This is a genomic window from Pseudomonas sp. R2-7-07 (assembly GCF_003852355.1).
Lineage (GTDB): Bacteria > Pseudomonadota > Gammaproteobacteria > Pseudomonadales > Pseudomonadaceae > Aquipseudomonas.
Genome location: NZ_CP027759.1, coordinates 4,714,450 through 4,727,679, shown reverse-complemented (window position 1 = coordinate 4,727,679; position 13,230 = coordinate 4,714,450). Strand labels below are relative to the sequence as shown.

Sequence of the window (13,230 nt, the reverse complement as noted above, 5' to 3'; positions counted from 1 at the left end):
GCCATGAACACGACAGATAACAGCCTGCTGGCAACCCTGGCCCTGAAGAAACTGGCGGCGAACAAGACCTATCGCGACTTGTTCCTGGAGAGCGAGACGCTGCGTGATTTCCTGCGACCTGCGGCGCTTCGCTACATCATTTCCGAAGATCGCCTGGAGATGCTCGACAAGCTGGGAGCCCTGTTGGCCAAAGGCTATCGCACCGGTGTCGAGTTCGTCGGCGAGGAAGCGACGACGCTGGCCGAGGTGACCACGGCAACCGATGAATACCTGCAGCTGATCGACTTGATCGCCCAGCATCCCAAGCTCGGTGAACCTCCTCAGTTGGGGTTCGATTTGTCGAACGTCGGTACCATCATTTCCCGCGAGCTGGCAGTCGAGAACTGCTCGAAGATCCTGGCCCATGCAGCCGATAAGGATGTCGGCGTGATCATCAGCATGGAGCGCTCCCAATGGACGGATTCGATCCTCGAGATCTTCCTGCACCTGAGCGGGCGTTTTCCCAACGTGGGCATCACCCTCCAGGCGCAGTTGAACCGAACCCCGGATGACCTGGGAGCGGTGCTGGAAACCGGCTGCAAGGTGCGCCTGGTCAAAGGCGTCTATGCTGAGCCTGCCGCCATTGCCTTGCCCCGTGGCGAGGCGCTCAACGAGCGTTACCTGGGGCTGCTGGACCGGATCAATGGTGGCCGCGGGCAGTTTGCTTTCGCCACCCAGGACCCGCTGCTGGTTGAAGAAATCCTCACCAGCCGCATCGCCGACCGAGGTGAGCTGGAGATGCTCCACGGCGTGCGCCCTGAGCTGATCAAGGCGGTAAAAGACCAGGGCAAGGTCAAGGCCCGGGTGTCGGCGGTTTACGGCACCAACTGGTACTTGCACCTGTTGCACCGTGTGGCTGAGTTTCCGCAGAACATTTTCCTGGCGCTCGATGACGTGGCGTCGCCACGGGCCTCTGAAACCGCCACTCATTACTGAAAAGGACATTCTTATGAAGCAGTACGTCGCATTGGTGGATGTCTACTCGAGCGGTAATTTCCTGCCGCAGTATTTCCGGGATGCCGGTTTCAGCCTGATCCATGTACAGAGTACACCCGAGCTGATGCCAAGCATGCTCGGGCCGAACCTGTCTGAGTTCGAGCACAACCTGGCACTCAACGACAACGCCGAGGATATAGTGCGACGCTTGCGTGAGTTCAACGTAGTCGCCGTCATTGCCGGCCAGGAGCCGGGCGTGCCATTCGCCGATTACTTGAGTGAACAGTTGCAACTGTCCACCTCCAACGGCAGTGCAGGCTCACGCGCTCGCCGCGACAAGTTTGAAATGATCAACAAAGTCGCCGCCGCAGGCCTGTTGACCGCACGCCAGATCAAATCCTCGGACCCCGCCGAGCTGCTGGCCTGGGTCGAGGCCGGTCAGGTGTTTCCCTGCGTAATCAAACCGCTGAGTTCGGCATCCACCGACGGGGTTTCGATCTGCCACAACCTCGAGGACGTCAAGCGCGCCTGTGAAGAGGTGGTGTCCAACCCGGATATCTTCGGCCTGCCCAACACGGAAATTCTTTGCCAGTCCTACCTCAAGGGCCCGGAGTACATCGTCGATACCGTCAGCCGTGATGGGCAGACTTACGTGTGCGGGATCTGGCGCTATGTGAAGCGTGAAATCAGCGGCGGCAAGAACATCTACGACCGCGACGTGCTGATTGCCCCGGACAGCGCCGAGGCCAACGTGCTGGTGGACTACATCGTGAAGGCGCTCAAGGCGCTGGGTATCGATAACGGCCCGGCCCATTCGGAAGTGATCCTCACCGAAGCCGGCCCCGCGCTGGTGGAAGTCGGTGCTCGCCTGAACGGCAACATGGAACCAAGGTTCCATGACATCAGCCTGGGCGGCAACCAGGCGCAGCTCACCTACCTGGCGTACTGCGACGGTGAGGCGTTCAAGGCCAACTACGCCGGCAAGCGCTACCACAAGCTCAAGGAAGCCTGTGTCATCAACACCGACACCACGCTGCAAGGCGAGGTCACCGGCTTCAATGAATCGGCCATCCACCGGATCGAGGCGTTGCCTTCGGTGCACAAGCTGAGCGTCAAATACAAGGCCGGCAAGCTGATGAAAAAGACCGTGGACCTGCTCAGCAGCCCGCTGCGGGTGTTTCTGGTATCGGATAGCCAGGGCACTATCGACCAGGATTACGAGCAGATCCGCCAGTACAAAGACAACGTCTATGTGATCCGCTGATGATAGGCACTTATCGCGCGTTGCGCGGGCTCAACGCTCGCTTGCAGTTGCTGTTCCTGATCACCCTGGTCTTCCGCATGGGCACCATGGCGTTCCCTTTCTATGCGGCTTACCTGATTCATCAGCACGCCGTGTCGGCGGCAATCGCAGGGTTGCTGGTGGGCGTTTATGGCGCGGGCGCATTGTTTGTGGACTTGATCATCGGCGGGGTGATCAAGCGGTTTTCCGCCAATCGGGTGATCCTCGGTTCGTTGCTGCTTAACGCGGTGCTGCTGCTGATCATTCCGTCGGTGGATAACACGGCGCTGCTGTTTGTGCTGTCGTTTCTGTGGGGTGCCTGTTACGAGGCATTCACGCCGGCGACATTCTCCGAAACAGTCACCCACAGCAGCAGTGAATCGCGCAAAGTGGCGTTCTCTTGCAACCGTTTGGCGATCAACATCGGCATGGCGATCGGGCCGCTGTTGGGCAGCCTGATTTTCTTGAGTAACGCCGACGCGGTGTTCTACCTCAACGCGGCGTTGTCCCTGGTGGCCTTCGTTGCCTGCCTGCGGTTCGGGCGTGCGGTGCCGGTGGCCCAAGGGGCTGCCGTCGTCAGCAAGGGCAACGGCTTGCCGGAGAGCGCAGTGCACGAGCGCTCGCGCTTGCTGGTGATTTTGCTGGCGGCATTGCCGGTGCACGTGGCCTATGCGCTGCCGCCGACGTTTCTGTCGGCCTACATCATCAATTACACCGAGTTGCCGGCGTACTACGTCGGGATCATCTTTTTCATCAATGCACTGCTGGTGATTCTGTTCGAAGTGCCGATCAACCAACGTATGTCGCACCTGTCGAGCAGCCGCTCGCTGGTGGCCGGGTTTCTCGTAGCCGGCGTGGGGTTTTTCCTGATGGGCTTCAGCCAGGTCGGCGCGCTGTTGCTGGTGGCCACCGTGCTCTGGAGCCTGGGCGAGATGATCGTCTTTCCCGGCATCACCCATTACGTCAGCAGTATCTCCAGCCGTCACACCGTGGACCGCAACCTCGGCTATTACTCGGCGGGGGTAAACATCGGCGTGATGATCACGCCTTCGCTGGCGTTCATGCTGGTGTCACAGCCCTCGCTGCCTTCGCCGTGGCTGCTGGCGGGCACGATATTGCTGCTGTTCGCGGTGGCGGTAGGCGTGATGAAAGGCTCGGCTGTCTTGTGGAACAAGGAAGCATGAAATGAACAGGATTCATTTGAACACTGCCGGTGCGGGCCTGATGTCACCGGCCACGCTGAATGCGATCCAGGGTTTTACCACCACTGAAGCGCAAATGGGCAGCTATGAAACCGAGCTGGCCTACGAGGCGTTGCTCAACGACGACCTGTACCGCCTGGTGGCCAAGCTGTTGAATGCAGAGCCTGCGCAGATTGGCTTTTTCAGCAGCGCCACCGAGGCCTGGACCAGCATTCTCGGCAAGTTGCAATTTCCCCGAGGTAAGCGGGTGTGGGTGTCGACCTCGGAATACGCCGCGAACCTGATCTTTTTCAACTACCTCAAGCAATCGCGCGAGATTCGCGTTGAAGTGATCCCAACCACGGCCACCAGCCCGCTGGACCTGGATTGGGTGCGGCGTCATCTGGACGACGATGTGTTTCTCGTCAGCGTGTCGCACCTGCCGTCCTGCTGCGGGGTGATCAATCCGGTGGAAGCGCTGGGTGCGCTGCTCAAGGGTTCGAACGCACTGTATGTGGTGGATGCGTGCCAATCGCTGGGGCAGTTGCCGCTGGATGTGCGGGATATGCACTGTGATTTATTGACAGGCGCGGGGCGCAAGTTTCTCTGCGGGCCCCGTGGCAGCGGGATTGCTTATGTGTCGCCACGCCTGCTGGGCCAATTGCAGCTGAATTTTGCAGACCTGCACGCCGCCAGCACCGATGGCCAGGTCAACCAGGTGGATGCGTCCGGCGCTCGGGTGCTGGAGATCGCAGAAAAGAGCCTTTCGGCCCTGGTGGGTTTGCACACGGCGGTGCAGGAATACCTGCAAGTAGGCGGCGGGCAGGTGAGCACGGAGCCCTATGCGTTGCTGGCGCAGGCGTTGCGGCGCCTGCCGCAGTTAACGCTGATGTGTGACCAGTTCGAACAGACCGGGATTGTCTCGTTCGTGCCACACAACGTGCCGGCCAAGGCATTTGTTGACCAGGCCCGCGCGCTGGGGCTCAACCTCTGGGCAGGCGCTGCCGCCCATACCCCGTTGCTGCTCAAGGACCTGGGCGTCAGCCACTTCGTGCGTGCCTCGGTGGGCCGGCATATCACCCTCGCCCAGGTCGAGCAGGCGCTGGTCATCCTGCGCAGCTTATAGCTTCGGCGCTTACTGGGCGGCGATGGAGTAACCGTCAAAAGCGCTTTGCTGTTGCAGTGCGGTCACGATGCTCTTGCGCGTGACCGGCTGCTCCACGCCGCTGTTGTCAACGAAGGTGTCACTTTCCAGCTCCGCCTCGCTGCCTTCACCTACAAAGGTAAGGCCCAGGAACTCCAGCGCTTCGCGGTCCACATTGAGCTTGGAGCGCGGCGTGCGCAGCGGCAGGGTGACGCTGATGCCATCCTTGCTGATTACGAACACCTCGGCTTCCTTCTTGGCGCGTGCGGCCTTGCCCTTGCCGGCGCTCGGGTTGCTGATGGCCTGGTGCGACTGGTTCAGCACCTTGAGGGCCAGGCCGTAGACCAGCTCCTGGAATTCGGGGTCGTCCTTGAAGCTGGACAGCAGGCGGCTGATGGAGAACTTGCTGCTCAGGTCTTCCAGGGCAGCGTTGTCGGCGGCTTCGGCGTCCTTCAATTGCTTGAGCTGGCCCATGAGGTCGTAGGCTTTGTCATCGTCGAAGGCGTCATGGGCCTGACGAATGGCCACGCGCAACTCGCGGATCTGGTCGCTTTCCTTGGAAGTGTGAAACGCGTCCAGCACCATTTCGCTGATGATCTTGGCCGCTGGCACATGCTGTGAAAGATTGATGGCGTTTTCATACTCGGCTTTGGCGTGCGAGACGACGACGGAGGCTTCGGCGGATTCAGCGGTGTACGAATCGGACATTGAAATTTCACTACTTCAGTAAACGGGGAGAGACAAAAAAGCGTCGGGCATTTTCAGGGGGCCGGGGAGTCAGGTCAAGGCGCCCGCGTCAGACGGCTCAGCGAACGTATGCATCAGTCCAGTTGCTTGAGGCACGCTTCGAGCTTATCCAGGCCTTCCTCCAGCACGGCCGGCTCGATGGTCAGCGGTGCCAGCAAGCGGATGATATGCCGTGACTTGCCGCTGGGCATCAGCAGCAGGCCGGCAGCCCGCGCCAGGCTCAGCAGTTGGGTCAGTTGCTTGGCGGCGGGCGTGCCGTCGGCATGCGCCAGTTCAATGCCGCGCATCGCGCCGACACCGGTGAGGCGGCCCAGATAAGGCGACAGGTGCTGTGCGCGCCATGCTTGGTAACGTCGCACGATCGCCTCTTCCTGCCGGGAACCCCATACCTGCAGGTGTTCATCGGTCATCACATCGAGGGTTGCCAGCGCGGCGGCGCAGGCGATGGGATTGCCGGAGTAGGTGCCTCCCAGACCGCCCTTGGGCAGGTTGTCCATCAGTGCCTTGCGCCCCACCACCGCCCCCAGCGGCACACCGCCGGCGATGCTTTTGCCGAGCAGGATCAGGTCAGGTTCAATGCCCAGGCGCGAGAAGGCGAATCGCTGCCCGGTGCGACCGAAACCGGACTGGATTTCGTCGGCGATCAACAGGATGTTGTTCTCGTCACAAAAACGCCGCAGGGCCCGGGCGAATTCGGTATCCAGGGCGAGGAAACCGCCTTCGCCCTGTACCGGTTCAATGATGAAACAGGCTACGTCGTTGACGTCGATTTCCACACTGAACAGGCGGTCCATGGCCTTCAGCGCTTCGGCACAGGTCACGCCGTTGTCGGCGCTGGGGTAGGGCAGGTGATACACCGGGCCGGGCAGTACGCCGACTTTTTGCTTGTAAGGCGCGACCTTGCCATTGAGGTTGAGGGTGGCCAGGGTGCGCCCATGAAACGCTCCGTCAAACGCAATCACCGCCGTGCGGCCAGTGGCGCCGCGCACAATCTTCAAGGCATTTTCCGCGGCCTCAGCGCCGCTGTTGGTGAGCATGCCGCTGACCGGATAGCTCACCGGAATAAACGCGGTCAGGCGCTCCATCAAATCGATATAGGGCATGTGCGGCGCGGCGTTGAACGCGTAGTGGGTGAGTCTGGTCGCCTGCTCGCGAATCGCGTCCACCACGGCCGGGTGACAATGGCCGAGGTTGAGTACGCCGATACCGCCGATAAAATCGATATAGCGCTTACCTGCGGTGTCCCAGACCTCAGCGTTTTTTCCATGGCTGAGGTTGATGGGATGGACGATGGAAATCGATTGGCTGATCGTTTCGCGGCTCATGAATCGTTGACTCGGCAGTAATGGGCTCGGTTTATCTAAGCTGCGTGAGCGCCTCTGCCGCAAACGAAATAAAGTCGCCGGGTCATTATTAAAAGTCGGGATCATTCATTCCGAGACTCCATTCTTCCCCGCCGCCTTGGATCGATATAACGCCTGATCGGCGCGCGCCATCAGGGCTGCCGGTGACTTCCCGACCCGCCGTTCCACCACGCCCAGGCTCAGGGTTATCTTGGGATCAGCGACGGCGAACAGGTTCTGGATTGTGTGGCGCACACGTTCGGCCTGTTCCTTCGCCGTCTGCAGAGTGCTGTTAGGCAAGACCAGCATAAATTCATCGCCGCCCCAGCGGGCCAGCACATCACCGGCACGTACGCAGGTTTCCAGGCCTTCCACTACCTGGACCAGCGTCTGGTCGCCTACGCCATGGCCATATCGGTCATTGATCGGCTTGAAGTCATCGATATCCATAGCCACCAGCGCCAATGGCAAGCGAAAGCGCTCGGAGCGGTCGCATTCCTGGAGCATCACTTTTTCCAGGCGATAACGGTTGGCGATGCGCGTCAGGGCATCCCGTTCGGCCAGGGAGCGGTTTTCGACCAGTTGCAATTGCAACTGCTGATTGACGCGCGACAATTCAAGGGTGCGCTCGAGCACCAAGGTCTCAAGGGAGCGGTTACGCTTTTGAAGACGTTCAATCGAGCATTTGCGTGCATGGATATCGCGGTGTGCGCCCACCATGCGCGCTACCGAAGTGTCGGGATTGCGCGTAATGATGTAGCCACGGTCCTCGATCCAGAGGTACGTGCCGTCGTATTTTCGACAGCGGTATTCGGCTCGGTACAGGGGCGCGCGTTGGCAGACATAGTCATCAAATCCGGCCATCACATGGGGATAATCCTCGGGATGGATCACGCTTTCCCAGGTGAATACGCTGTTTTCCAGGGAGTGGCGCGGGTAGCCAAGCATTTCGTACCAGCCGGGATTGCGGTAGACGAACCCGGTATTGGCATTCCAATCCCATATCCCGTCGCTGACCAGTTCCATGATGGCATGCAACATGTCGGTGCTGATATTGGCAAGGTCATTACGCAGCGGTTCGGTGCCGGGTGTATCGTCCATTACACGCTTCCTGCATGAGCGGGCTTTCAAGGCCAGCTTTCGTTGACGCCGATACTCCGTGGCTGACGCTACTGTACAACGTGGTTGGCGGCCTTTGAATAGGGCAGGCAGACTGTTTCAGGAGCGCGGCGCAATCATTTTCGTCCGAGACTTGCCATCCGCGTTGTGCTGGTAAATCGCCTCAGGCTGGCCCTGCCCGTTGAAAAACACTTGGCCGATCCCGGCTGAATTCCATAACCGCTCGCCGGCTTCGGCATGTTCCGGAATGTGCGGTACCACCTGCATGGTGCGGCGCCGGGTAAACCAGTTCAGCGGCGAGCGTGGGGAGTAGAGCCAGCGGTTGAGACGGTCGAACCATTCGAGCAGGCGTGGTGGGAATTCGTTCTTGATGCCGCTGCTGGTGATTTGCCAGATCCTGGGGCCACCGTTTCGGTGGCGGATCAACACTTCGTAGACGAACGAATAATGCACGTCGCCCGACAGAATCACGTAGTTACCCGGTGTGCGGGAATGGCGGAAGATGTTGAGAATCACCTGGGCGGCGCCGCGATGGGCCATCCAGTTTTCAGCGTCTACCAGCAGCGGGTAACCGCACCAGCTGAATACTTTTTGCACGGTCTCGATCAGCTTCACGCCGAAAACCGGTGCAGGCGAGACGATGATGGCCGAAGGGTGGTCGAGCAGCTCCTGCTGCAGTTCGCTCAGGGCTTCCCAATCCAGCAGGCCGGAAGGTTGCTTGAGGGTGAACTCGCTGCGCCAGCGTCGGGTGCGGGTGTCGAGCACCACCAACGCGGGGGTGGTCGGCAGTACGTAGTGCCAGTGCTGGAATTTACGCAGCGCCTCGAGTAATTCGTCCTGCGCGGCTGCGTCCAGGTGGTTGGCCTGGGCCTGGGTGGTCAACGCTTGGGTCTGGCTCACCAGTTCGACAAACGCATCCGGCTGGTTGCCCCAGCCCTGGCATAACAGGTAGGCCAGCAGGGCGTTGCCGATGATGCGCCTGGAGAAGGGGTGGCCGTAGGCGGTTTCTTCCCATTGGGCGCTGAGGTTCCAGTCGTCGGTGATGTCATGGTCGTCAAAGATCATCAAGGTCGACAGGTGGGCAAATACCCGCGCGACACCGGGCAGGCTGTCGCGGAATCGCTCGATCTGGACCTCTTCGCGGGCGTAGCGCTGCTGTCGTTCCAGGCTCAGTGGCGGGCCCTGAAGCGTGGTCAGCGTCCAGGGCGTGGGCGACCACACCAGCAGGTACATCGCGATGACTTCGGCAAAGGTCACCAGGTGGTTGTCGGCGGTGCTGCTGGTGAAAATCGGCTTTTTCACGCCGCCAAAGAAGCGCTCGCGCAAGGTCTCGTTGCTGTCCAAGGCCGGCAGCAAATCGGCACGGTGATAATAACTGGCCGGATGCCCATAGAGGCTGGCGCTGTCATCGACCACAGCGCCTTCGAGGTATTCATCGAACAGGCCCAGTCGTGCTATCAACCCATGAATCGCCCGTAGCATCGGCCCGGCGACATCGTCGGCATAGACCTGATCGCCGCTCATCATCAACAAGGCCGGACGTTCGGCCGGCGTTTTGGCCTCGGCCAGCAGACGGTCGACGCACAGCAATCCTTCGTCGGCACTGTGATGGGGTTTGCGGCATGAGCCGTGCACCAACTGATGGATACGGCTATGCAACACGAAACTGGGGTATTGAGCATTCGCGTACAGCAGGTGCGGTGCCCAGTCGGCGATGCCGGTGTCGTCAAACAGCAGGTCGTAGCTGATCGCCACGTCCAAAGGCAGCGCTTCGTCCAGCGCCACATCGATCAAATGAATAAACGCCTGGCGCCCCACGGGTACCACCTGGCATTGGTCCAGGGGAATTTCCAGTGTTTGCGCCGGCAGGTGCAGCTTCAGCGTCAGTGCCAGTGCTCGACTGCCTACCAGCCACAACACCAGGCGCCGAGCTTCTAGACGTCGTAGCAGTGGGCCGGCTAATACGGCGGGCAGTGTGTCGGAGTGCGGCATGCAGACAGTGGCCCCAGGCTGGATTGAACCGGCGAGTTTAAGCGAGTGAATGTGATGGTTTTGTTAAGGAGGGATGTACGAAGGGCCGTGCACTGCCCTTCGTACGCGGCTAGTTAAAGAAGGTTGCCTTGACCCAGGCTGTCGAGCCCACCCCCTGTGTTTTTGCGTCGGTCATTGGTCGCCATGCCATCAGGCTCGGCGGCGTTGAGCTGCATGTGGGTGGTGTCGATGCTGCGTTTCTTACGCTGGGGCTCTGCATCATCCTGTTGCAGAGGTGGGTATTGAAAGCTGCCCAGTGAGGGGTTGATTCCGCTGACCATGGATGTTTCCTTCTATGAGGAGAGGATGCTTCGCCCGTCGGGACGAAGTAAGGCCAACCTTAATAGCGGCAGAAACGAGGCTGCTATAAACGCACTGCTGCAAGATATGACTGTGGCTGACGAGCCTCTTCAGAAATCATCCGCAGGGCGGTCAGCGCAGTTGTCCATTCCCGCAGAAGTCGCGCCTTCCTCGCCTTCCTGCACAAAAGCCGCGCGATGTTCCGCCACCACATTACGCAACGCGCTGTAGTAGTCCGGGAGTTTTTGCAGGCTGTCGGTGAGCGGCAACAGCGATGCGCGGGTGTCGACAGTACCGCCGACCAGGCTGATGGTACCCAGGGTCTGCACCGTATCGCTGTCGCCCAATGGCGAAACCAGGAAGCTCAAGACTTTGCCCGCCGCATCCCGGCTGTTGTGGGTGCCCAGCAGTGGCAGTTCGACAATGGGGCCATTGCCCACGCCCCATACGCCGAATGTCTGGCCGAAGTCGGCTGTATGGCGTGGGATGCCCAGCCGATCCGACACATCGAACAGCCCCACCACGCCCACCGTGGTGTTCACGGCGAAGCGCCCCAGGGTGTTGACCGAGCGCCGAGGGTTGCCTTGCAGCAGGTCGTTGATAAACACCTGCGGCTCACTGAAGTTGCTCGCGAAGTTATGCACACCCGCCTGGAAAAATTCCGGCAGGTAACGGTAACCGCGCGCCACAGGTGCCAGGGCGTAGTTATCCACAGCACGGTTGAACGCAAATACCCCGCGGTTGACCGGTTCGGCAGGGTCATACACCGGATTGTTCACCTGCGCGCAGCGGGTGGTGGGTGTCAAGGGTGGAGGGCTCACACAGCCCGCCAGGTAAGACACAGTCAGTAACAGCACGGCGTGGCGGGCCAGATGCCGTGAGTTGGTCAACGCGTGCATGGGCACAGTCTCCGCAAAAGGGAGGCCGATGCTGGCATTGCCGCCTTGCGCAAAGATGTCTGCTTTATTGCGTTGCTGACGCTTTATTGCACGATTGAAATATATGACGGAGCGCGTCGAATAGTTTTAGATGGCGCCTTGACCCAGTCCAGTGAAGCCTGCCGGTGAGCAACCTGTTAATCGTCGACGATGACCTTGAAGTCCTCGCCCTGCTGAAGAAATTTTTCCTGCGCCATGGCTATTCGGTAGAGACCGCGGCCAGTGGCGCTGAGCTGTGGGCGGCCATGGAGCGCCAGCCCGCCGACCTGATTATCCTCGACCTGATGCTCCCCGGCGACAACGGCCTGCTGCTGTGCCAGCGCCTGCGCCAGCAATACGCTACGCCGGTGATCATGCTCACGGCCATGGGTGAACTCAGCGACCGCGTGGTGGGCCTGGAAATGGGCGCCGACGATTACCTGAGCAAACCCTTCGATGCCCGCGAACTGCTCGCCAGGGTGCGTGCGGTATTGCGCCGGGCGGGTGAAAGCCGGCCACCGATGGGGGAGGCCGCACGCCCGCTGATCCGTTTTGCCGGCTGGCAACTGGACCTCACGCGTCGCGAGCTGCGCTCGCCCGACCAGGTGATGATTCCGCTGTCGTCCGGCGAGTTCGATCTGCTGCTGGTGTTTCTCGAACATCCGCAACGCGTGCTCACCCGCGAACAGTTGTTGAACCTGGCGCGCGGCCATAGCCATGATGCCTTCGACCGCAGCATCGACGTGCAGGTGAGCCGCCTGCGCCGCAAGCTGGAATTCGATACCAAGCGCCCGGCGATGATCCGCACCGTGCGCAATGGTGGCTATCAATTCACCGCCAGCGTGACCCGTTCATGATCCAGCGTCCGCGCGACACGGTGGCGCGCTGGATCGCGCTGACCGTGCTGGTCGCAATGATCACCGCGCTGGGATTCAACGCTTTGTTCGTGCAACTGGCGGGGGTATGGGCCAGGCCGCCGTTGGCTGAAACCGGCCTGCTGGAAAAAGTTGCGGTGGTGGTTCGTGTGATCGAGGCGTCCGAACCGGCGCAGCGAGCGCATCTTGCCCAGGTGATAGGGGACGGGTCCTTCAGGGTGACGTGGGCGGCGCAGCGGGCGGCGTTTAATCTGCCGGTGCTGGCTGACCCGGATTTCAACACCGGCGAGCAGGTGTTCAAGCACCTGCTTGAAGGCCCGACGCGCCCCATGGAGGCCTATGAACCTGCCGACTGGCCCGACGGCAACGGCCAGTACGTGCTGTTGATGCAACTGGCCGATCGATCCTGGCTGATGTTCAGCACCGGTACTCGCAGCTGGGGATTGGACGATGGCGTGCGCAGCCTGATTGTGGCGCTGCTGGTGCTGGTCTCCACCGCCTTGGTCACCTTGGTCGCGACCCGACGCCTGGCCCACCCGCTGCAACACTTCGCCCGAGGTGCGCGGCGTTTTGGCAGCGACTTTCGCGCGCCGCCGATCGAGCCGGTGGGGCCTCACGAAATCCGCCAGGCGATTCTTGCCTTCAACAGCATGCAGGCGCAGTTGCGCCATTTCATCCAGGACCGTACCCAAATGCTTGCCGCCATCTCCCACGACCTGCGCGCGCCGTTGACCCGCCTGCGCCTGCGCGGTGAGTTCATCGAGGATAGCGACCAGCAACAGCGACTGTTCCGCGACGTGGATGAAATGCAGGCCATGATCAACACCGCCCTGGAATTTTTCCGCGATGACGCGCGCCTGGAACAGGCCACCCAATTGGACCTGGCGGAGTTGCTGCAGACCCTGATCGACGATTATCGCGACCAGGCCATCGACTTCACGTTTAACGGGCCGCCACGTCTGGTGTATTTCGGCCGGCCCCTGGGCCTCAAACGCGTGATGACCAACCTGATGGACAATGCCATCCACTACGGTGCGGCGCCGCAAATCGAGTTGCAGCACAAGCAGGATACGGTGGTGATTCGCGTGCTGGACCGTGGCCCGGGCATTCCCGCAGCGCATCGGGAGGATGTATTCCTGCCGTTCTATCGCTTGGAGGGGTCACGCAACAAAAGCACCGGCGGCGTAGGGCTTGGGCTCTCTACCGCACGAGCGATCGTGTTGGAACATGGCGGCACCCTGACCCTGGCCGAGCGCCAGGGGGGTGGGTTGGAGGCGATGGTGATCTTGCCGATATGAGATTTACCAGGCAACGCT

At 60.7% G+C, this 13,230-nt stretch carries 12 protein-coding genes; 6 read left to right on the top strand and 6 right to left on the bottom strand.

What is annotated here, in order from left to right:
* Positions 1-3 precede the first annotated feature (3 nt).
* Genes C4J86_RS21700 through C4J86_RS21685 form a run of 4 tightly spaced genes read left to right on the top strand, consistent with a single transcriptional unit; the run spans position 4 to position 4,564 of the window.
* A complete protein-coding gene (locus C4J86_RS21700; protein WP_124371796.1) occupies positions 4-975 on the top strand; it encodes a proline dehydrogenase family protein in 972 nt (323 codons plus the stop codon).
* Positions 976-988: 13 nt separating this feature from the next.
* Positions 989-2,239, top strand: a complete 1,251-nt coding sequence (locus C4J86_RS21695; RefSeq protein ID WP_124364335.1) for an ATP-grasp domain-containing protein — start codon at positions 989-991, stop codon at positions 2,237-2,239.
* Positions 2,239-3,441, top strand: coding sequence for an MFS transporter (locus C4J86_RS21690; RefSeq protein ID WP_124371795.1), 1,203 nt, complete (start codon positions 2,239-2,241; stop codon positions 3,439-3,441). Before C4J86_RS21695 ends, C4J86_RS21690 begins: the two co-directional genes overlap by 1 nt.
* Position 3,442: 1 nt before the next feature.
* The gene (locus tag C4J86_RS21685; RefSeq protein WP_124371794.1) at positions 3,443-4,564 is read left to right on the top strand and encodes an aminotransferase class V-fold PLP-dependent enzyme; all 1,122 of its coding nucleotides are present in this window, start codon (positions 3,443-3,445) and stop codon (positions 4,562-4,564) included.
* A 9-nt stretch (positions 4,565-4,573) separates the two neighbouring features.
* Here the strand turns inward: C4J86_RS21685 and C4J86_RS21680 are convergent, their stop codons facing one another.
* The 6 genes from C4J86_RS21680 to C4J86_RS21655 all read right to left on the bottom strand — a co-directional run bounded on the left by C4J86_RS21680 (position 4,574) and on the right by C4J86_RS21655 (position 11,021).
* Positions 4,574-5,290 (bottom strand): hypothetical protein, encoded by a 717-nt coding sequence (locus C4J86_RS21680; RefSeq protein ID WP_124371793.1) that lies wholly within the window; start codon positions 5,288-5,290, stop codon positions 4,574-4,576.
* A 113-nt stretch (positions 5,291-5,403) separates the two neighbouring features.
* Positions 5,404-6,654 (bottom strand): aspartate aminotransferase family protein, encoded by a 1,251-nt coding sequence (locus tag C4J86_RS21675; RefSeq protein WP_124371792.1) that lies wholly within the window; start codon positions 6,652-6,654, stop codon positions 5,404-5,406.
* Between the two features lie 105 nt (positions 6,655-6,759).
* A complete protein-coding gene (locus tag C4J86_RS21670; protein ID WP_124371791.1) occupies positions 6,760-7,773 on the bottom strand; it encodes a diguanylate cyclase domain-containing protein in 1,014 nt (337 codons plus the stop codon).
* A 117-nt stretch (positions 7,774-7,890) separates the two neighbouring features.
* The gene (locus C4J86_RS21665) at positions 7,891-9,783 is read right to left on the bottom strand and encodes an alkaline phosphatase D family protein (protein ID WP_124371790.1); all 1,893 of its coding nucleotides are present in this window, start codon (positions 9,781-9,783) and stop codon (positions 7,891-7,893) included.
* A 113-nt stretch (positions 9,784-9,896) separates the two neighbouring features.
* Positions 9,897-10,103: a hypothetical protein gene (locus tag C4J86_RS21660; protein WP_124371789.1), complete on the bottom strand. Its 207-nt coding sequence runs from the start codon at positions 10,101-10,103 to the stop codon at positions 9,897-9,899.
* 129 nt (positions 10,104-10,232) lie between these two features.
* Entirely contained in the window at positions 10,233-11,021 is a 789-nt protein-coding gene (locus C4J86_RS21655) for a VacJ family lipoprotein (protein ID WP_124371788.1), read from the bottom strand.
* 164 nt (positions 11,022-11,185) lie between these two features.
* Between C4J86_RS21655 and C4J86_RS21650 the strand changes: the two genes are divergently transcribed.
* Positions 11,186-11,896, top strand: coding sequence for a response regulator (locus tag C4J86_RS21650; protein WP_124371787.1), 711 nt, complete (start codon positions 11,186-11,188; stop codon positions 11,894-11,896).
* Positions 11,893-13,212 (top strand): cell wall metabolism sensor histidine kinase WalK, encoded by a 1,320-nt coding sequence (locus C4J86_RS21645; RefSeq protein ID WP_124371786.1) that lies wholly within the window; start codon positions 11,893-11,895, stop codon positions 13,210-13,212. The genes C4J86_RS21650 and C4J86_RS21645 overlap by 4 nt, the downstream gene beginning before the upstream one ends.
* Positions 13,213-13,230 lie beyond the last annotated feature (18 nt).